The sequence below is a fragment of the Chitinophaga filiformis genome (genome assembly GCF_900102545.1).
Lineage (GTDB): Bacteria > Bacteroidota > Bacteroidia > Chitinophagales > Chitinophagaceae > Chitinophaga > Chitinophaga filiformis.
In genome coordinates, this window is sequence record NZ_FNBN01000003.1 from 339,843 (window position 1) to 362,447 (window position 22,605).

The 22,605-nt window shown below is 46.2% G+C and carries 9 protein-coding genes; all 9 read left to right on the top strand.

Annotated features, from left to right (window positions below; all coding sequences use genetic code 11):
* Positions 1 to 19 precede the first annotated feature (19 nt).
* The 9 genes from BLR32_RS13765 to BLR32_RS13805 all read left to right on the top strand — a co-directional run bounded on the left by BLR32_RS13765 (position 20) and on the right by BLR32_RS13805 (position 22,598).
* A complete protein-coding gene (locus BLR32_RS13765; protein WP_089832684.1) occupies positions 20 to 1,300 on the top strand; it encodes a DUF4302 domain-containing protein in 1,281 nt (426 codons plus the stop codon).
* A 51-nt stretch (positions 1,301 to 1,351) separates the two neighbouring features.
* Entirely contained in the window at positions 1,352 to 10,285 is an 8,934-nt protein-coding gene (locus BLR32_RS13770) for an Ig-like domain-containing protein (RefSeq protein WP_089832686.1), read from the top strand.
* A 16-nt stretch (positions 10,286 to 10,301) separates the two neighbouring features.
* The gene (locus BLR32_RS13775) at positions 10,302 to 14,474 is read left to right on the top strand and encodes a PKD domain-containing protein (RefSeq protein ID WP_089832688.1); all 4,173 of its coding nucleotides are present in this window, start codon (positions 10,302 to 10,304) and stop codon (positions 14,472 to 14,474) included.
* A 24-nt stretch (positions 14,475 to 14,498) separates the two neighbouring features.
* Positions 14,499 to 15,506: a PorP/SprF family type IX secretion system membrane protein gene (locus tag BLR32_RS13780; protein WP_089832690.1), complete on the top strand. Its 1,008-nt coding sequence runs from the start codon at positions 14,499 to 14,501 to the stop codon at positions 15,504 to 15,506.
* A 38-nt stretch (positions 15,507 to 15,544) separates the two neighbouring features.
* Positions 15,545 to 17,329: an OmpA family protein gene (locus BLR32_RS13785; RefSeq protein ID WP_089832692.1), complete on the top strand. Its 1,785-nt coding sequence runs from the start codon at positions 15,545 to 15,547 to the stop codon at positions 17,327 to 17,329.
* Between the two features lie 37 nt (positions 17,330 to 17,366).
* Positions 17,367 to 18,398: a PorP/SprF family type IX secretion system membrane protein gene (locus BLR32_RS13790; protein WP_089832694.1), complete on the top strand. Its 1,032-nt coding sequence runs from the start codon at positions 17,367 to 17,369 to the stop codon at positions 18,396 to 18,398.
* Between the two features lie 75 nt (positions 18,399 to 18,473).
* The gene (locus BLR32_RS13795; protein ID WP_143011467.1) at positions 18,474 to 19,031 is read left to right on the top strand and encodes a hypothetical protein; all 558 of its coding nucleotides are present in this window, start codon (positions 18,474 to 18,476) and stop codon (positions 19,029 to 19,031) included.
* 108 nt (positions 19,032 to 19,139) lie between these two features.
* On the top strand, positions 19,140 to 19,721 hold the full coding sequence (locus BLR32_RS13800; protein ID WP_089832697.1) for an RNA polymerase sigma factor: 582 nt from the start codon (positions 19,140 to 19,142) through the stop codon (positions 19,719 to 19,721).
* Positions 19,722 to 19,985: 264 nt separating this feature from the next.
* A complete protein-coding gene (locus tag BLR32_RS13805; RefSeq protein ID WP_089832699.1) occupies positions 19,986 to 22,598 on the top strand; it encodes a TonB-dependent receptor in 2,613 nt (870 codons plus the stop codon).
* The last annotated feature ends 7 nt before the right edge of the window (positions 22,599 to 22,605 follow it).

The following is a 22,605-nucleotide window of genomic DNA, read 5'->3' on the forward strand; positions in this document are numbered from 1 at the left end:
GATCAATTTCGAACTCCTTATGAGAAAAAATCTATCATTATATTTTTTACTGATTGTCGTTACAATTGCTTCCTGCCGGAAGTATGACGATGTTTTTGATAAATCTCCGGACACCAGGATCAATAAAACACTGGCAGCATATAATGATGCGTTGACAGGTGCTCCCTATGGCTGGAAGGCGCTGGTATATCCTTCCGGTCTGCCTAATACGGCATTCGGATTCTATTTCAAATTTGATACTGCGAATAGAGTGGATATGTTCTCAGACTTCGACTCTTTGTCATCCATTACGGTGAGACAAAGCAGTTTCCGCCTGAAGTCATTACAGCAGCCATGCCTGTTGTTTGACACTTACTCTTATATCCATGTGCTCTGCGATCCCGATGCAAGCAAGAATGGAGGATACTATGGAAAAGGACTGTTCTCTGACTTTGAATTTGCTATAGATGGTATCTATGGCGACACTATAAAACTTACAGGACGTCTGAATGGCAGCAAGGCCATTCTCGTTAAAGCTACCTCCCAGGAGGCACAGGATTATTACGATAAAAAACGGAACTGGGAGTTTAACAACATTTCCCGGTTCCTTACTTACTTCAAACAGCTGAATGTAGGCAACAACAAATATGATGTCTATGTTGACAAGCTGTATCGCCAGATCAGTTTCGTACGTCCTGATGCTGATGGTGGAAAGGCGATTAGTGTTAGTTACTACTTCGATGGTAACGGTATCGCCTTCTCAAACCCCTTCCGTGACGGCGCCCTTACCTTTTCTTCATTTACTGATATAAAGTGGGATGCTGCCGGACAAAAGATGACACTGAAAGCAGGTGAAAACACTGCTACTATCACCGGTGTGATTAAACCGCTGGTACTGGATCTGGCCGCAGGACAGCGCTGGTACAACCAGGCTGCATCAACTGGTTCTTACTGGATCTCTACAACAGGATTCCACGTCAATGGTGTGGATGATGCCTACAATGTGGCCGGTATTGCAGGTTTCAATTTTATGTTCTATTACCCCAATTATGGTGAAGGCTATGACTTTGCCGGTATCGTACCAGATGGTTATGCCTATGGTCCGGCCTTCAAGCCTACATTCAGATCCAATGGCACTGCCACTTTCGCTTACCCCGGCGGAGGTTGGGGACAGACTCCCGATGCGGCAGCTGCTACCATGAGCCTTATCCTTGCCAAATACCAGGAGAGTGAAGGATTTTACTTTGTGCAGACAGGCAATACTTCCTTTGATATGGTGAATGCAAAAGATGCCCGTAGCTGGATCAGCTGGCAGCAATAATATCATCACCCTATCATTCATCCAAGAAGAAATATTTAAAAACAAACAGCCATGAAAAATCAGCCTGTTTCTGTATTATACAAGGCTTCATTATACCTGGTCATACTGTTGTTATCTGTACTGCGGCTTTCGGCGCAGATAGATATCACGATCGGGTCCAATAGCGGGGCCAATGGTAGTTCGGTATATCCCTGCCCATTACAGGATTATTATGAAGGTTCCCGGGCACAGTACCTGTACCGGGCCAGTGAACTGATAGCTGCAGGTATGCAGCCAGGGTTCATCAACGCAGTGAAGTTTACTGTGAATAGTGTGAACAATACCGGCGCTATAGACGCATATACCATTAAGCTCGCTACTACAGCAAAAGCGTCTCTTGATGTCAATGCGTGGGAGCCTTCAGGGAATGCTGTATTCGGTCCGGTGAACTACCAGCCGGTTAACGGTGTAAATAGTTTTGCCGTAGCGCCAACCTTCTTTTGGAACGGTACTGACAACCTGTTGGTGGAAGTATGTAATGGCGGCGCGGGATTTACATCGAATCCGAGTGTAAGATGGACAACAGGCCTGAGTTTTAATGGCTCTCATACATACAGGTCTGACGGTTTTGGTAATCTCTGTGGAACTGCTACCACCAGCAACTCCGGCACGATGACGACCCGGCCTGACATCATACTGAATTATACACCCGCTGCAGCATGTACCGGTGTGCCTGAAGCAGGTACCACCGTTACTTCGGCAACTACTATATGCGGAAATAACAGTTTTGCACTAAGTCTTACAGGCAATACTGCCGCTACAGGGTTAACCTACCAGTGGCAATCTTCTGATAATAATACAACATGGACAGATATTCCCGGTGCTAATACAGCTTTCCTGAACAGAACGCAGGCGGCAACTACCTACTACCGTTGTGTGGTAACCTGTACCGCCAGCGGTAGCAGTGATAACTCTACTGCGGTGCAGGTAGTAAGCCCGGCACTCATCCATGGTGGGTTCACCATTGATAAAAACTCCCCTGCCGGTAACGGTAACTTTACTTCATTCAATGCTGCTTATGACTATATTAAATGCGGTATAGATGGTCCTGTAGTATTTAACGTAGCGCCGGGTAGTGGTATATATGATGAACAACTGATCATCACACCAGTAAGTGGTGCATCCGCTACCAATACGATTACATTCAATGGCGCAGGACAAACCATTACCTATCTCCCCACCAAACAGTCAGAATCTGCTGTGATCAAGCTGAATGGTGCGGATTATTTTTCTTTTAATAATCTTAAAATAGTACCTAAGGGTACCACCTCTTCCCAATGGGGATTCGGTGTACAGCTGATCAATGATGCAGACTTCAATACAATTGACAGCTGTATTATTCCTATCCAGCAAACACTTACTTCCACATCCTATGCAGGTATCGTAGTCAGTGCCTCTGATACCGATCCGGTGGGTAGGGGAACCGCCAGTTGTGATGACAATACCTTCAGTTATAATACCATTACAGGCGGATATTACGGCATTACGCTGGTAGGTAGCTCCACTGTAGCTAACCAGCGGAATAAGGTGCTGAATAATAAGATCAGTGAGTTTTATAACAGGGGTGTGTATGTACACGGTGCGTTCAATGCTATTATCAAGAATAACACCTTCAGCAGGGCAACGCGTACCAGTGTAACTACCTTCACTGCGATCGGCCTCACAGACCTGAGTACAAAAGTGATAATAGATGGTAACCGGATCAGTAACCCATTTGGCGGTGCGCTGACCAGTACATCTGCTTTCTATGGTATCCTGCTTGAAAATGTGGATGCAATCACCGGTCTGGAAAATGAGGTGATCAACAACCTGGTCTATGGCCTGAATGGTAATGGTGTTCGTTATGCTATTTACAATAACGGCTCCAGCAACGTAAGGATCTATCATAATACCCTCTCGATGGATGGTACCTCTACTACTAACACCAGCTCTTCAAGAATTGCGGGTTATAACCAGAGTTCTTCTGCAGCAGGTGTGGAGTTCATCAACAACATCATCACATTGACAGGCACCTCGAATATCTCTCAATACGGTATTTACTTTGGTACTGCTTATCCTACAAGCGATGTGATATCCGATAGGAACGACATCTTTATTAATCCCCTGGCCACCAATAAGTATACTGGTTTCTATGAAAAGAACCTGCCTACACTGAGTGAGTGGCAGACGGCCAGTTTGCAGGATGCCAGCTCTTTTGCTGTTAATCCTTTCTACCAGGATATCGTGGGCGGTAACTATTCTGCTACCAGTGCTATGCTGAACAACAGGGGCACAGTAGTGAATGTAGCGGTAGATATCAACAACGCATCGCGTAATGTGAGCGCCCCTGACCTGGGAGCATATGAGTTCACGCCTCCTCCCTGCGTAACGCCGCCTACAGGTGGTACCGCCCTGGTGAGTAAGCCGGTAGTGTGTGCGGGGAACCAGGTGATACTGAGTCTGACAGGCAACACAATGGGTATGTCGCAGATCTATCAGTGGCAATATTCCACTACTGCCGCCGGTCCTTACACAAACCTGGGCTCGCCATCAGAATATGCGGATACTACCATCACAGCAACAAGCACGTTGTACTACAGGGCCTCGCTGACCTGTGGAGTTAGTACCAGTTATTCGGCACCGGTATTGCTGACAGTGAATAACGCATTGCCAGGCAATACTTATACGATCGACAAAAATACCCCAGCCAGTCCTACTAACTTTGTAAGCTTTAATGCAGCTAAAGAGGCCATGCTGTGTGGCATATCCGGCCCGGTGATCTTTGAAGTAGTGGCCGGTCGTACAACTTATGAAGAACAACTGATACTGGATTCTATACCGGGTACTTCTGCTATCAATACGATCACTTTCAGAGGTAATGGCAACACCATTCATTTCAGTGGTGATAACGCGGCGGAAAGAGCAGTGATCAAACTGCGTAAGGCAGATCATATCACGTTCGACAGCTTGCGCATAGATGCAACAGGTACAGGCGCTTATGGTTATGGCATACAGCTGTTCAATCATGCCGACAGCAATACCATTACCCGTTGTGAGATCATCGCAAAAGCCGACGCGACAGATGCTCAATACAATGGTATCGTTGTTAGTTCTTCAGATCAGGATGCGGACAATTCAACCGGCAACAACTGGTGCGATGCCAACGTATTTACTAAGAATAAGATTTCCGGAGGATACTATGGTATTACGCTGACGGGTATCAGCAACGGTATAACAAAGAACAATGTGGTGGCGGGGAATAAGGTACTGGACTACTATAGTGCCGGTATCAAGGTAAGATACAGCGTCAACAACCAGGTAACTGAGAATACTATCGACCGTCCGACCCGTCAGGATAACGACTGGAGCGTATATGGTATCTCGCTTGGCGGACGTGCCGATGGTGCTAAGATTGCCCGTAATAAGATTGCCAATGCTACGCCGCAGGCGGATGATTATACCTACTATGGTATTTCACTGGATAATCTGACCATTGATGATACAAAACCAGATACAGTTGTCAACAACATCATCTATAATCTGAACAGCAGTGGTAGCCGTTATGGTATTTATGTGAGCTGGACTGCTAACATAGTTATTACACACAATACGGTATCTGTTGACCGTGCAGGAAGTGATCTGACGTGGGAGGGGTCCACAGGCGCTTATCTCAACTTTAGCGATAATGTGAAATTCACCAATAACAATATCACTGTAACAAGTACAGGAACGGCCCCAAAACATGCAATAGAGATAAATGGCGGAACTGTCTCCCATCAGAACAATAACTATTTCGTAAAAGCCGGCGGTACGGACAACTATACCGGTGACTTCAACGGAGACCGCAGAACATTGGCTGACTGGAAGACGGCTACACTACAGGATACTTCTGCTACAGACTACGATCCTATCTACACAAACCTGGCCGGTGGCAACCTGTCTCCATTATTCTACAAGATGGATAACACTGGTACGCCGGAAGGTATTGCTATTGACATTCTGGGTAAGCCAAGAAGTACTACCACACCAGACGTGGGTGCTTACGAAATAAACATGCCGCTTTGCCAGACGCCTATCAACGCAGGTAAGGCAGTAGTAGATCCAAACGCAGGTATCTGTATGGGTACTATGATCTCGCTCGACCTGGTAGATAATGCAACAGCCGGTAAGCTCACTTATCAGTGGCAGGCTTCCTACTCTGCAACAGGTCCATGGATCTATATCAGTGATACAGCTTTCATCCCTTCATTCAAAACAGAACTGGGGACTAACAATTACTTCCGTTGTCAGCTGGTATGTAGCAATACAGATACTGCGTGGTCTGTAGTTACTTCAGTAAATATGAACCAGCCGCTCGTCAAAGGTATCTATACCATTAACCCGACCGGTACAGGTAACAGGAACTTTACTTCATTCAAATCAGCCGTAGCTGCAATGGAATGTGGTATCGCCGGCGAAGTGATCTTCGACGTAGTACCGGGTACTTATACAGAACAGGTATACATGCACAGGATCCCTGGTGCATCAGATACCAGCCGCGTAACCTTCCGCAGTCAGAATGGCAATCCTGCTTCTGTTATATTGACCTTTGCAGGAACAACCGCTAGCAACTATGTACTGAAGCTCGACAGTGCCAGCTATATTACTTATAAGAATATTACTATCACTGCCAGCAGTGCTACCAACGGACGTGCAGTAGTATTTGATGGTAATGCTATCAAAGACAGCCTGCTGAACAACACGATCAATGTTCCTGCCGTAACAGTGGATAATACTAATGCTGTAGGCGTATTCGCAGAAGACTTCAAAGGTGGTAATATCACCATCAGTGGCAACACCATTAAGAATGGCGCCAGTGGTATTCTCTTCTCGGGTCCTTCTGATGTAGAGCAGGTGCGTGGCCTGGTAATAGACAGTAACAAGGTAAGTGGTGTGTATACAAACGGTATCAATATCAATAACGTAACCCGTCCGGTAGTGACGAAAAACGAAGTTGAGATAAAAGATCCGCTGGCCGCTACTGCTTACGGTATCGCACTGACTCATGGTGATACCGCTTACAGGGTAACTAACAATACCGTCACTATCAGCAACACCAGTGGTAATGTATGGGGTATTGCGCTCCAGGATTGCCAGGCATCGGCAGCTGCTACCGGATTAGTAGAAGCTAACAGAATAGCAGCAGTAGCAGGCAATACCGGCATGATCTGGGGATTGGCTAACAACGGCGCTACTTACAACACCACGGTAAATAACGTGATCAGTGTGAAAACGACCGGTGCAGTAGCCTATGGCCTGTACAGCAACCAGGGTAATAATATCAACTACTATAATAACTCTGTATACAATGCTTCAACCGCAGCAGGTGCAAATGTAGCGGGATACTTCTCTCATACGAATGCTACTGAAGGCAATGTGAAACTGCGGAACAATATCTTCTCCAATGAAGGTGGCGGCGTAGCAGCAGAAATAGTGTACAGCAACTTTATCAACAGCGATTACAATACTTATTATACAACAGGTCCGGTACTGATCTCAAGAAGTGGTACAAGTGATGATTATGATAACCTGACTGACTGGATCGCTGCTTCTGATCTGGATATCAGTTCCATTGTGTATAAACCTGCCTTTGCAAATACAACCACACTGGAACCTGAACTGAGTAATCCGGATGTATGGGCTATCCATGGCCGTGGTGTGCAGATACCAGGTAATGATCATGATATCAACAGGCAATCCAGACCAGTAACCTTAACAGCAGGTGTGCCTGATATGGGGGCTTATGAATTCCTGCCAACGGCACAACCGACAGTACTACAAGCTATTCCTGCTGTACCGGCTCCTGGTATTACCCAGCAGTTCCTCTATGGTTCTGATACGGTAGCGAAGATCACATGGGATCCTAATACAGCCGTACCAACAGGTATCACCCTGAAACGTTACTCTGGCGTAATGCCGCCAAACCTGGCGCCGGGTACAGCCTTCATGTACTTCTATACAGATGTGGACGTAACTGGTGGTGGCGCGTATAAATTCAACCTGGAACAGTTCTATGTGGATTCCTGGCTGGGATATATGGATAGAGAGAAGAACGTACGCCTGGGTAGAACCAATGCTGCCAATACCTGGATCGTCAATGATAGCAGTACGGTAGATGTAGCGAAGAATATCATTGCTGATACCGCTCTCCAATATCTCGACAAATTCACCGGTTTAAGAGGCAACCTGATCTTCGAACATGAAGGTCCTGCCAGTGCAGATACTTCAAATATCGGTACCCGTTTCTGGGTAGGGTATGGTCACAACAGGTCGTTCATGACTAACAATAGCCAGAACCTGGCCCTTTATCTGGTTGCCGGACAAACAGATGCGCATGTAGTGGTGAAAGTAAATGGCACCGCCTGGGGTAAGGATTACCTGGTGCCTGCCAATACCAGCCTGACTACCGATATGATACCTAAATCAGGACTGAGCGATGCACGTCTGACAGGTGAGGGTTTATATCCTTTCGGCATCAGCATAGAGAGTGATGCACCAATCACTGCATATGCACATCAATATAGTTCACAGACAGCCGGTGCTACATTGCTGATGCCTGTCGGTACTTACGGTTATGAATACCGTCCGATGCCGGCCCACCAGCTTGGAGATGCTAATTCCTTCTCATGGTTCTATATCATTGCTGATAATGACAGCACAGTAGTAGAGATTACGCCATCACAGGCCACCATCGGCGGACATGCAGCTGGCCAGCCGTTCACCGTAACACTGAACAGAGGTGATGTATACCAGGTATTAGGCGCGCTGAAAGGCCTGAATGAAGGCAATGACCTCTCCGGTAGTATCGTACGCTCCGTACAGAATCCGAATGGTAAGTGTTATCCGGTAGCCGTATTTTCCGGTAACAGCTATACCGCCTTCGGTTGCGGTGGTACAGGTGGATTCGGGTCTGATGGTGATAACGTTATCCAACAGAACCAGCCGGTACAATCATGGGGTAAGACCTTCATGACGGCGCCAACTTCCGGTATGGCTGACCCGATACGCCTCATGACAAATATCTATCGTGTACTGGTGAAAGATCCTGCAACCGTGGTGACAAGGAACAATACACTGCTGACAGGTTTGATCAATAACAGCTACTATGAATTTGAAAGTAAGACTGCCGATTATATCGTAGCCGATAAGCCGGTAACAGTAGCACAATACTTCACTATCGATGGTTCCTGCAACAATGCACCGGGTGGCGACGTAGACATGGTTTACCTCACACCGGTAGAGCAGGCAGTGAAGAAGGCTACTTTCTACCGCAATAATGAAGCAGGGGTAAGCTATAATTTCGTTACCCTGGTGATCCATAAGCAAGGCCTGAACTCCCTGCTGATAGATGGTAGCAATGCATTCAGCTACGCTTATAATCATCCGAACAGACCAAACTATGTGGTAATAGTAAGACGTTGGAACGCTGGTGATGCACTCAGTACCATTAAGAGCGATTCTGCCTTCACCGCTATCACCTATGGTTTTGGTACTGACGTAAGCTATGCATATAACGTAGGCATGCAGATCAGGAACCTGAATGTGCAGCCTGCAATCACCAACATAAATAACGGAACAGGTAATAAGAGTACTTATACCTGTGCTAAGACACCGTTCCGCCTCACGGCACTGTTGCCAATGGTGCCGGCTACGCTGACATGGCAACTGAGCCAGGTAAGCAACCTACAGCCTGCTGCAGATGTGGTAACCAATAACCCGGTACCTGCAGACACCCTGTTGATCGATGGCCAGACTTACTACAAGTATGAGATCGGCACAGATTATACATTCACGACTCCTGGAACTTACCAGATTCCAGTAAAAGTAACCAATCCTGATATAGCCAGCTGTGACAACAGTATCACTACTTACCTGAGTGTAAAAGTGATAGCTGCGCCATTGGTTGACTTCTCTATCAGCTACAATGGTTGTATCAGTGATATCGCTGTATTCAACGGAACAGCAGTTAGTGAGAACAATGCAGCGATCAGTAAATGGGAATGGAAGTTTGGCGATGGTACTACAGCAGATACCCGCAGCGTAACCAAACAGTATGCGGCTGCTGGTAGCTATACACAGGAACTGAAGGTGATCACAAAAGACGGTTGTGTGGGAGATACCGTGAAAACAATAGACGTAAACGAACCGGTAGCAGCTACGCTCAATACGGACACACTGAGGATCTGTGCGCATACCGATGCTACATTCTCAGTACAGAACCCTGATCCGAATGCTTCTTACAACTGGTACAATGCTGCTACAGGCGGTGCATTGATCAAAGCAGGTGCAACACTTGAAATAAAAGATGCTACAAGCCCTGCGGTATACTATGTAGAAACAACAAAAGGTGGTTGTGCCGGTATGGCGCGTACGCCTGCAGTATTGCTGGTATTGCCGCAGCTGGGAACGCCGGTGCTCAAAGTAGATTCAGTAGGAGTGGACATGATCCGCTTCATCTGGAATGAGATCAGCGGAGCAGCAGGCTACCTGGTATCGCTCGACAATGGCGCTACCTGGATCACACCTTCCTCCGGAGCTCAGGGTCTTGAACATGTAATCAGAGGTCTTAAACCACAGCAGTCGGTAACACTGCTGGTGAAGGCTACAGGTTGCGAGGATAAAGTATCCCAGGCGGTTACCGGTAAAACATTACCTGATGGAGTATATATCCCTTCAGGCTTCTCACCAAACGGAGATGGATTGAACGATGTATGGCAGGTATATGGTGCAGTGGTAAGAGAGATCCATTTCATGGTATTCAACCAGTGGGGTGAGAAGATATTCGAATCCAACAGTCAGCAACTTGGATGGGATGGTAGTTACAAAGGCAAGGCACAACCTTCCGGTGTATACATCTACATCTGCAAACTGAAATTGGCTGATGGTACCCAGATAGACAGAAAAGGTACGCTCAACCTCTTGAGGTAATACTAAAAATGGTTTTATGGAGAAATGGACGTTACTTTCAACCAGACGATTCTTTGCTTGCTATTGCTCTCCGCCTCAGGGCGGGGGCACTGGCAGCAGGAAGTTGCTCCGCAGTCTGACAGGTATCCTGTTGATACTGCTGACTTGTTTGCAAACCCAGGGTCAGAACTTATCCAACAGAGGTAAAAGTTTCTGGGTAGGATATGGCCACCACCAGTTTATGGAGCCCAACAGGGGCAACTCACAGGAAATGGTATTGTACCTGAGTGCAGAAGAACCGGCTAATGTGACCGTGAATATAGATGGCACTACCTGGACAAGAACCTACAGCATCCCTGCCAACACTGTTATCGCTACAGACCAGATTCCCAAAACAGGCACCTTCGACGCCAGGTTATATTCAGTACCTCCTACATTCGGTGGTACAGGAGGAGAGGGGCTCTTTACCAAAAAAGGGATCCATATCGTGAGTGATGTACCTATCGTAGCATATGCGCACATATATGGATCTGCTTCTTCGGGCGCTACCATGCTGATGCCGGAGGATACATGGGGTTACTATTATGTGTCACTGAACAGCCAGCAGGACTATGATTTTGACTGTTTCTCCTGGATGTTTGTAGTAGCGAAAGATAATAATACCAGGGTAGAGATCACACCCTCCGTACCAACCCGTAACGGTAAACTGCCCGGTGTGCCTTTTACGGTTACACTGAATAAGGGAGAGATCTACCAGGTGATAGGCGCCTCCTTAGGAGGTAGTGCCGGTCATGAAATGACAGGTACTACAATAAGGTCTATCGCCAATGCAAATGATACCTGTTTCCCGATAGCCGTATTCTCCGGCAGTAGCCGTACTACTATTGCCTGTGCCGGTAATTTCGGTTCCAGTGGCGACAACAATATACAGCAGGTCTTTCCTTCCCAGGCATGGGGAAAACGTTATCTCACAGCACCTACTTCTACGGATAATACAGCAGGTAGTTTCATGACCAATCCATATAAAGTGGTGGTGAAAGATCCGACTACAATTGTAAAGCGTAATGGTGTGCAGTTAACCGGTCTTCAGAATAATGCTTACTACGAATTTGAAAGTAGCACACCTGATTATATAGAATCAGACAAACCAATTCTCATCGCCCAATACATGGCATCCACGGGTGCCTGTCCTAATACAGGTGGAGATGGAGATCCAGAAATGATCTACCTCAGCCCTGTTGAGCAATCCATTAAACGCATAGGTTTTTACAGGAATAACAGGGAGAGTATATGGGTGAATTATCTCACTATGATCATTCCCACAAAAGGAATGGAAACACTGAAGATTGATGGTCAGCCTAATGCCTGGACCTATACTACGCCGCATCCAAACAAAGCTGGCTATTCAGTAGTTGTAAAAAGATGGAATTCCAACCAGGCGCAGGCTATTGTACAAAGTGATTCTGCATTTACAGCTGTTACCTATGGTTTAGGCTCTGTGGAAAGCTATGGCTATAATGCAGGTACTCTCATAAATAACCTGAACGTAATAGGTGTTATTCACAATGAACAGGACACCTCCTCTTATAAAAACGAATTTACCTGTACACAGACGCCTGTAGAACTATCGGTGCTCCTGGCATACAAGCCGACAGCCATGCAATGGAACATCAGCAAGCTGGGAAACCAGATCACCCCCAATGCTGACGTATCTCTTACCAATCCTCAGCCTACCGGCGAAGAACTGGTGAACGGCGTACCGTATTATAAATATACTTTACCGGGTACTTATCTCTTCAGTACCATTGGTACTTACGAGATTCCCATTACCAATACACACCCGAGTATTGAAAAATGTGATCATAAAGAAGAAGTGAAAATTACTGTAGATGTTAAACGTAAGCCAACAGCCTCTTTTAAAATTGATTTCACAGGTTGTACTATGGATACTGTTTACTTCAAAGGTGATAGTAGTGGAAACGGGTATGATATTGATCGCTGGAAATGGCTTTTCCCGGGCGCAGTACAGGATAGCGGTGCATTGGTGAAGCGCAGGTTCCCGGTAGGACAACAGAATGTTAAACTAAGCGTGATCTCCAAAGAAGGATGTCTGGCGGATACGACCATTCCGGTAACAGTAGTAGCAAAACCAGTCGCTGATTTTACTACCGTGCCTGCCGCACTTTGTGAAGGAGGCAGTATTATGCTGACTGACAGAGCTACCTATGGTGGTACGGCTCCTATGAAGAACTGGTACTGGAACTTTGGAAATGATACTACTGCTTCACTGGATAAAGGAACAGCGCAGACTGCCAACTATTCCAAATTCGGCACATATACTGTATCGCATGTTGTAAAGATCAGTGACCTGTGTGTAAGTGATACGGTGAAGAAGCAGATACAGGTCAATGCCAAACCAGTATTAGGCTTCACTTATCCTGCAGCTTGTCTGGATGCCAATGGTCTTGTACAGTTCACCAGCACAACGACGGTACCCGATGGACAGGCTATCAGCACTTATACCTGGGACTTCGGAGATGCTAATGCTACGCCGGCAAACCCTAATACTTCCACTGTGGCAAACCCACAGCATAGCTATACAAACTTTGGTACGTATAATATCAAATATACTGTTACCACTGCCCAGGGATGTACAAAAGACACAACAGTGTCTGCCACTTTCAACCTGAAGCCGCGTTTAACCTTCACAGCGCTACCTGCAGTATGTGTAAACGACAAGAGAATTATATCAGTAGCAAAAGGCAGTATAACAAATGGTGTAACGGGTACTGGCATTTATAAAGGCCCGGGCGTATCTCCTGCGGGTATGTTTGATCCGTTGACGGCAGGAGCAGGTACGCATACTGTATGGTATGTGTTCACCACAAAGGGTGGTTGTGCGGATTCTATATCCGCTACCATTACCGTGCATCCGAAACCGCAACCTGCTTTCACGGCTAACGAAAGTATCTGTCTGGGAGAGACAGTGAATTTTGCAGACCAGTCAACCATTACTACCGGCAACATTACTACCTGGAAATGGAGCTTCGGAGATGGTAACAACGAAACACACACAGACAATACGCCTTTTGATAAGACATACACCACCTGGGACGCATACAAAGTAAAGCTGGTAACAGTGAGTAACAATGGCTGTGTCAGTGATACTGCATCCAGGACGATAGCCGTGCATGCTATACCGGTTACAGATTTTGCATTACCGGGTAGCATTTGTATACCTGATGGTACGGCCAGGTTCACGAACAATTCGACTATTCCTGATAATGCGGGTCTGACCTATCAGTGGACCTTCGGTGATGGTGGTACGTCAACGACTGCATCTCCGGTTTACAATTACCGCGCAGCAGGCAATTATACAGTATCGTTGATCACTACTTCAGTATATGGCTGTACAGCTACTAAAGAAAAGCTGCTGAATACTTTCTTTACACAACCGCTGGCCGACTTCTCTGTTGCACCGGATACACTGTGCCAGGGTGCTGATAATGTCTTTACAGACAGAAGTGTAGATGCCAATAACAATATCGTTTCATGGGCATGGACCTTCGGTGACGGTAGCGGGGCATCTGAAAAGAATCCTGTGAAGCGTTACAGTAAGCCGGGTAATTACCCCGTACAGCTGGTCGTAACTAATGGCGCAGGCTGCGTATCAGCACCGTTCACCAGCAATGTAGTGGTATACCTGCAGCCGGTGATAGATGCAGGACAGTCCTTCATCGTACCACAAGGCACGCCGGTAACATTCAACGCCACTGCAAATGATTCTACTGTATTGAAATTCCAATGGTCGCCGCCCAACGGACTGTCTGACCCTGCAGCGCTGAGACCGACCCTGTATCCGATGGAAGACCAGGTATATACCCTGACTGCTATTGGAGAAGGAAGTTGTATTGCTATCGATGAATTATCAGTAAAAGTATTTAAACACGTAACAGTACCCAACGCTTTTTCTCCGAATGGCGACCAGATAAATGACAGATGGGAGCTGACCAACCTGGCTGAATACGCAGATTGTACGGTGGAAGTATTCAACCGGTACGGACAACGCGTGTACTACTCAGAAGGCTATAAAACGCCATGGGACGGTACTTACAAGGGTCACTTATTACCACAGGCTACCTACTATTATATCATAAAACTAAAGAATGGATTTGCACCATTAACCGGGTATGTAGTCATTTTACTTTAACAACCGCTAAAAATATCGACCAAAATGAGAAATATACTATCTATCATCCTGGTATTGCCCTTTCTGATCTTCACAGGCAATACAGCAAAAGCGCAGACCGATCCGCATTTCTCCCAGTATTATGTGTATCCGTCATGGCTTAACCCGGCGTTGACCGGTGCATTTGATGGCCAATATCGTATATCTGCCATCTATCGTAATCAATGGGGAAACATCAGCGATCCGTTCTCGACTTATGGCGTAGCGGCTGATTTCACCACCAACAAACAGTTCAACTTCGGCGCCAGTGTGCTGAATCAGAAAGCCGGCGACGGTGGTTATAACTATACCACTGCTTATGGAAGTGCTTCCTATACAGGTGTACGTTTAGGTGCTGCCGGTACGCACAGGATCGTGTTTGGTTTACAGTTCGGTATGATCCAGCGTAAGTTCGATGCTTCCAAGCTCACTTTCGGCGATCAGTGGAACCCTATTACCGGTTACAATCCCGGTACACCCAGTGGCGATGCTTTCAGCAGAACATCATCCACCTCATTTGATGCCGGCGCCGGTGTACTGTATTACGATGCAGAACCAGGAAAGAAGTATAATCTCTTTGGCGGCTTCTCGGTATCACATCTTACACGCCCTACCGACCAGTTCAGCAAGACCGGCGATGCGCGTTTCCCCATGCGCTTTACAGGGCATGCAGGTGTGAAGCTGGCCATCAATGAAGTGTTCAGTGTAACGCCTAACCTGCTTTACCTGCGACAGGGTAATGCAGAAGAAAAAATGGCCGGTGCTTACGGACAGCTGTTTGTAAATCCTATGACAGATGTATTGCTGGGTGTGAATTACCGCTTCAAAGACGCTGTATCCACACATGCAGGATTTACCTATAAGAGTTTTACGCTTGGAGTGAGTTATGATATCAATACATCTCAGCTGAGTAAGATAGCCAGAGGCTCCAACAGTTTTGAACTGTCGCTCACGTTCATTGGCAGAAAGCTTTTCAGGTCACAGGAAGTGGAGTTTGTTTGTCCGCGTCTCTAACATGCACCTTCATCCATCACACGTATTAAAAGAGAAACATGAAACATATCTTTCTTACAGCAGTACTGTTTTCGGTGGTAACAATAAGCAAAGCACAGGTTGCTTATAACTACCTGCGGGCTGCTGACTATTACTACAAAAACGCAGAGTATAGTTCCGCGGCTCCGTATTATGAAAAATACCTGGCAGGAACCAGAACAATTGTAAGCAATGCGGCCTACAGACCATACAATACACAGCCGTCAACCAAGAAATCAATGGTAGGTGTGAGCAGCGAACAACAGGCTATCTATAAACTGGCGGAGAGTTACCGGCTCTTACATAACTACAGCAAAGCAGTGCCCTGGTATGCAGAAGCCATGGAATTTGATAAAGCTACTTTCCCCCTGGCTCCTTATCATTATGCAGTAGCATTGCGCGCATTGGGAAGACATGAGCTGGCAGAAAAGGCATTCACTTATTTCCTGGAATCATATCAACAGCAGGATAACTATCGCGAAACAGCGCAAAGAGAATTGCAGAATCTCCGCTTCATTATTGCAGAGATGAACAAACCTGATCTTAACATGTACAAAGTAGAAAAGGCGCCGGAAGTGATCAATCCTATCGGAGCTAATTATGCCCCAGTATGGTTTAAGGATAGTGTGCTGGTATTTACCTCTACAAGACCTGAAAAAGGGGCTAAAGGACATGCCTTCGTAAACCGTCTGTACAGCGCTAACTACGCTACCGGACAGCCGGATTCGGTAAGCCTCCTGGCTATTGCACAGCCAAAAGATGTTGACCAGGGAGTGATCGCATTGAGCCCGGATGGTAATACACTCTTTATGACCCGGTGGACAGTGAAGCAGGGTAAGAAGAGCGCTGCTATCTACAGCAGTAAAAAGAGTAGTGATACCTGGAGTGAGCCGGTATTGCTGGATACTATCCTGAATGTACCTGGTTATAGTTCACAACAACCGTTTGTTACGCCTGATGGTAAGCGCCTCATTTACGCGAGCGACAGACCTGGTGGTGTTGGCGGTTTTGACCTCTGGGAAGCAGAGCTGAATGGCGAAGGAACGCCTTTCTTTACAAAGAACCTTGGTCCGGTGATTAACACCGCCTGGAATGAAGAAGCACCTTATGTACATGCTGCGTCCAACTTGCTGATCTTTTCTACAGATGGCAGGGTAGGTATGGGAGGTTTCGACTTCTTCTACTCGAAAGATTCTGCAGGGGTATGGAGCACACCGGTGAACTTTGGTTATCCTGTGAACTCGGTAAAAGATGATATGTATTTCATCAGCAAAGGCAGTAAGGAGAATATCCTGGAGAATGTATGGTTATCGTCCGACCGTGCAGCGGCTTGTTGCCTGGAGCTCTTCTCTCTGCAGAAAGTAGTGCCACCACCGCCGCCACCTCCTCCTGCACCAAAACCAGAACCACCGGTGATTGCGTTAGAGCCACCAACTACAGATGGACCTATCGTACTGGAGAATATTTACTACGACTTCAATATGTCATACCTGCAACCGGCGTCTTTCCCATCATTGGATAGACTGGTAGCGATGCTGAAGAAATATCCTGCTATCGTGATTGAGCTGAGCGCACATACTGACAGCAAAGGATCTAATGAACTGAATGAGAAATTATCTGAAGCCAGGGCAAAGAGTTGCGTGGATTATCTCGTAGGTCAGGGTATTGATGCCAGTCGCCTGCAATCCAAAGGATATGCTGCCACACGTCCGATAGCACCTAATACAAATCCTGACGGATCTGACAATCCTGAAGGCCGTGCGCGTAACCGCAGAACGGAGTTCAGGATCATCAGCGGCAGATAAATAAGCTATCCGCACACCACTTTAAAAACACAAGCTTATGTACAGAAAACCATTGTTGTTGCTGCTGCTGACCATCTTATCGCACGGCATATATGCACAGCAACAGCCGCATTATACGCAGTACATCCTGAATCCATTCATCATCAATCCTGCTGTAGCAGGTATTGAAAATTACTGGGATGTAAAGGCAAGTCACCGGCACCAGTGGACGGGCCTGAATGGTGCACCGGTTACAACTTACTTAACCGTGCACGGTCCTCTTCGCAAAAGTGATTACCCTACAGCGAGTGTAACGGGTTTGACGCCTCCCGGCGAAAATCCGCGGGGTAGAGCTTACTGGCAGGAGTACACCACGCCGCCTTCACATGCAGGGCTGGGAGTGACTATTCTGAACGACAGGACCGGTCCTTTAAACAGGTTCTCATTCAGTGCTACCTATGCGCACCACATTCCCTTGTCAGCGCGGTTGAATGTGAGTGGTGGTATTTCCTTAGGCATGCAATCCGTATCAGTAGACGCTGCGAAGCTGCAATTCCAGCAGCCCGGCGATCCGGTGGTTGCTTCCAGTACCCTGCTGAACAAGTGGCGTCCGGAAGTAAATGCTGGTCTGTTATTGTACGGGGCTGACTTCTATATAGGTGCGGCGGCCCAGAACATCGTTCCCCAGGAAATGACCTATGATAATGGTAAAGTAGTGGGTGATTCTCTATACAGGGGAAAGCTGGTGCCGCACCTTTTCTTCTCAGGGGGTTACAGGTTATGGATGAATGATGATGTCAGTGTATTGCCTTCTGTGATGGTAAGACTGGTCACAGCGGCGCCTGTCAGCTTTGATGTAAATGCCAAGTTTCTCTACAGGGACCGCATATGGATGGGAGCGTCCTATCGCATCAAAGACGGCTTTGCCGCTATGCTGGGTGTGAATATCAGTTCGACGATAAATATTGGTTATTCCTATGACTATACTACTTCATCGTTGAATACAGTCAGCAAAGGTACACATGAGATATTGATCGGATTCCTGCTGGGTAACCGCTATGGCGACCTTTGTCCGAGAAATAATTTTTAGCAGCAGATAGCATGACACAACCTATATAAATTTTTAACAAAACATCTTCATTAAACATTAACAAACAAATTACTTATGAAACGAATTTCCAGTTACTTCTTTGTTGCATGTATGTTCTCATTCATCATCGGTATCACTTCCTGTGGAAAAGATGGCGCAGCGGGTCCTGCTGGTCCTGCGGGTCAGAATGGTCCGAAAGGTGATAAAGGAGATAAGGGCGACAAAGGTGACGCAGGATCTGTAAACATTACTTATTCAGATTGGCTGGATACACAGTTCGCGCTGGATACAGCGTCTGGTGAATATGTATGGGGAGCGGATGTAGCAGCAATTAATGCTGACCTGCTGAGCACAGGTTTTGTAAAAGTATATTTCAACCTGTATACTGCTGCGCAGCCTAACATTTCATCTATTCCTTATGTGGAGGGTGATCTGTATATCAGGGAAGTGTTGACAGAAGGAGGACTATTGTTGTTCAGCAACTTCAATGTGAGCACTCAGACAGATAATAGCGGTAATAAGAGATTCCAGGTAAGATATGTAATTGTTCCGGGTAATGCTGCTGGTCGTGGCAGGAACATTAACTGGAGCAACTATGCTGAAGTGCAGGCACTTCTTGGCATTAAGAACTAGTTTACTAATGACCATCTCCATCAAAACCACATGTAAGATGGCTGCTTTATCCAGGGCGGCCGATTTTCAAACTTCTTTTTTGCCCGGTAGTTTTAAAAAAATAATGACATGAAAAGATATTGTGACCTGACAGATGAAGAACTCATAAGAATGTACAGATCCGGCAATGACAGAGCTTTTACGGTGCTCGTACATCGCCATAAGAACAGGATCTTTACCACTATCATACTGTTGGTAAAAGACCGATGCCTGGCGGAAGATATATTCCAGGATGTGTTCATCAAAATCATCAATGCCTTCAATGAAGGTCATTATCTTGACAACAGCCGCTTTATAGCCTGGGCTGTCAGGATAGCCCATAATTGCTGTATCAGCCATTTCCGTAAAAAGACGAGTGCTTTTGCCCTTATTTACAGGGATGATATTGCGAACAGTGAATACAAATACGTGTACAGTCAGGAGCACCGCATCATCACGCGGGAGACGCATGCTTCTGTACACGAACTGATAGACCGCTTGCCGGAAGCACAGCGTGAAGCGCTGATCTTACGGTATTATGCCGACCTCTCTTTTAAAGAGATCGCACAGATTGTCAATGTAGGTATTAACACTGCATTGGGAAGGGTGCGTTACGCTGTGCTGAACATGCGTAAAATGATGGAAAGAGAACAAACACCTGAAGCTGTGTAAAAGCTCCCCACGGAGCTTTTTACCGGTTTTATCCCCATACCGCAGACATGATGCAGTCCGACCATTTTTTTACTGGCTATCTCCCTAAAAAAGCCTAAATTGAACAGAAAAGTAGCTTATTACTTTGGGATACTTTTGCATTTACAGGACGCCCCGGAATCATGAATAGTTTAAAGTTAGCCATTTAGCAAGTTATCCAGTTAACCCGTAATCAACAGTATCCCCAATTACAGGTCTGAAATTGAATTGAAGCCCAGTTTTTTTATGAAGAGGATTTTCCTGCTCATTTGTTTCCTTTGCTGTCTGCATACCCTGTTGGCACAGACTGTCTATAACGTATCAGGCACTATCAGGGATACAACCGGTCAGGAAATGATCGGGGCCAACGTATGGCTGATGGCAGGCCGTGATACGATGCATACTATCAGTAATGATGCCGGTAAATTCATTTTCAGGAATGTACCGCAGCCGGTTTTTACTATCCGCGTTACCGTGATCGGATACGATACCTGGTATCGTGAATTCTCATATAAAGAAGCAGGTACTCAGATCGATCTGCCGCTTATTAAACTATCCATCAAGACTAGCACACTGAAAGAAGTAGTGATAAAAGGTGCTTTGTCGCCCGTAGTGATGAAAGAAGACACCATCGAATACCGCGCAGATCAATACCATCTGCGGGCCAATGCAGTAGCGGAGGATCTGCTGAAACGCCTGCCCGGTATGCAGGTGGATATGGAGGGCAATGTACAGACCATGGGTAAAAGGATCACTAAGGTACGGATCAATGGTAAAGACTTCATGATCACGGATATCAAGACCCTCACACGCTTACTGCCGGTAGATCTCATTGATAAAATACAGCTCATAGATGATTATGGTGATCTGGCGCGTGCAACAGGCCGTAAGGTAGGAGAGCCGGAGAAGATCATCAATATCCAGACGAAAGCAGATCTTGAAAAGGTATACCAGGGGCAGGCATTAGGTGGTGTGGGCAATGATGGCCGGTATAACGCGGCTGTACTGGCAAACTATTTCAGTGAGAAACAACAGCTCTCAATTAATGGTAATACGAACAATATCAGTGCGCAGGTAGGAAATACCATCACTTCCTCTGTTAACGCCAACTATCGTGGCAATTTCTCCAAAGAATTTTCAATGAACGTAGGCGTCATTGGCGGGCGTACCACCAGTGATATGGAATCGCTGAGCACTTCAAAAACAGTGACTACCGATGGAACACTTTCCAGTATTAATACCAGCAATAACAGCAGTCGTAATGATAATTACAATATCAACGTTGGTGCTGAATACAAACCGAGAGAGGGGGATATGGTCAATTTCAATCTGAACTACAGCGGTAACAAATCTTTCAACAGCAGTATGAACAGCGCTATACAAAGCGGATTACAACGTAAGGACCAGATCTCTACCGGTGTGAACACCAACACTACACCTGTGTTCCTGGCAGGACTGTTCGCTTCTCACCGTTTCAAGGGACTGGGAAGGATTGTCTCCCTCGGACTGTATGTCAATACCACGAAGAACAATAACCTGCAGGATGGTGTTGACAGTCTGCGGTACTATAACCCCGACAGTACTATTGCAAAGGATTCTTTATTGCATCAGATACTTGATAAGAAGAACAATAACTTTACTTCCAATGGCCAGCTATCATATGTGGAGCCGCTGGATTCTGCCAATAGCCTGGAACTGCGTTATTCGGTCAACTATAACCATACTGATAACGGACAGGAAACGCACTGGATCAATCCTGATGGTAAGATCAATTTCATTGACTCTCTGAGTAATCGATATATCTACACGATGGTGCAGCATCAGATAGAGCTGAACTTCCGCAGGTCGAAAAACAAATGGGATTACACATTTGGTATGCGGTTGCAGCCTGCCAGTCTGACGAGTAGTATGGCGGGTGGGGCTAACAAAGCGGTGGTCAGCAGTAATAAGTTGGTGCCTGTTTTCCGTATTCAGTACAAACTTGCGAAGCAGGCGATGGTCAGCCTCTCTTACTCCGGTAATGTGATCTTCCCGACTTACCAGCAGTTGCAACCGGTACCAGATCTGACCAATGCACAGTTTCCTATCATCGGGAACCCGGATCTGCGCCCGGCGTTTGCACATTCTGTTTTCTTCAATTACCGCAATGCGGGAATGAATACCTTATTCGTTCACCTCTCTGGGAACTATACACAAGATAAAGTTGTAACGAACGTATCTCTTGTGAAGGACAGTTTTAATACGGTCAAGCAGGAAACCCGCTTCCTGAATACTGACGGCGACTATAACTTCCGCTTTATCTATGGATGGTCTTACCGCATCGCTGATGGTAAATACAACTTGTTCCTTGACGGAAACAGCTCTTACAATAATAATATCCTGTACATGGATAACGTTCGTAAAGTAGGTCAGAATTTGATGATTACGCAGTCTCTCCGTGCTAACATGCTGAGGGAATTTGTAGAGCTGACTACTGGTGTGGCTTATACTTACAACAGGAACGTTTACGTACTACAGGAGAATAATATAACCAATATTCACACCTGGAATTTTAACCTGAATGGAAAGGTGTATTTCCTGAAGACATTCAGCCTGGGAGCTGATGTGAATAAACAGTTGAATAGTGGTTATAGTGGTGCCTTGTCGGCTAATCCGCTGATGTTGAATGCTACATTGGAGAAGATGTTGTTCAAAAGGAAACTGACTGTTCGCTTGCAGGGGTTTAACTTATTGGATGAGACGTCGAGGTTGTCGCAGTCCATATCAGGAAATACGGTGACGGAGAGTCAGAACAACTTGTTGGGAAGGTATTTCATGGCGACGTTGCAGTGTGATTTGAGGTTGTTGAGGGGGAAGTAAAGGGAAT

What these genes read in the sequence shown, in the direction of transcription:
- BLR32_RS13780 (WP_089832690.1), top strand. Translation starts at nt 14,499, where the DNA reads ATGAGAAATATACTATCTATCATCCTGGTATTGCCCTTTCTGATCTTC.
- BLR32_RS13800 (WP_089832697.1), top strand. Translation starts at nt 19,140, where the DNA reads ATGAAAAGATATTGTGACCTGACAGATGAAGAACTCATAAGAATGTAC.
- BLR32_RS13790 (WP_089832694.1), top strand. Translation starts at nt 17,367, where the DNA reads ATGTACAGAAAACCATTGTTGTTGCTGCTGCTGACCATCTTATCGCAC.
- BLR32_RS13765 (WP_089832684.1), top strand. Translation starts at nt 20, where the DNA reads ATGAGAAAAAATCTATCATTATATTTTTTACTGATTGTCGTTACAATT.
- BLR32_RS13795 (WP_143011467.1), top strand. Translation starts at nt 18,474, where the DNA reads ATGAAACGAATTTCCAGTTACTTCTTTGTTGCATGTATGTTCTCATTC.
- BLR32_RS13785 (WP_089832692.1), top strand. Translation starts at nt 15,545, where the DNA reads ATGAAACATATCTTTCTTACAGCAGTACTGTTTTCGGTGGTAACAATA.
- BLR32_RS13775 (WP_089832688.1), top strand. Translation starts at nt 10,302, where the DNA reads ATGGAGAAATGGACGTTACTTTCAACCAGACGATTCTTTGCTTGCTAT.
- BLR32_RS13805 (WP_089832699.1), top strand. Translation starts at nt 19,986, where the DNA reads ATGAAGAGGATTTTCCTGCTCATTTGTTTCCTTTGCTGTCTGCATACC.
- BLR32_RS13770 (WP_089832686.1), top strand. Translation starts at nt 1,352, where the DNA reads ATGAAAAATCAGCCTGTTTCTGTATTATACAAGGCTTCATTATACCTG.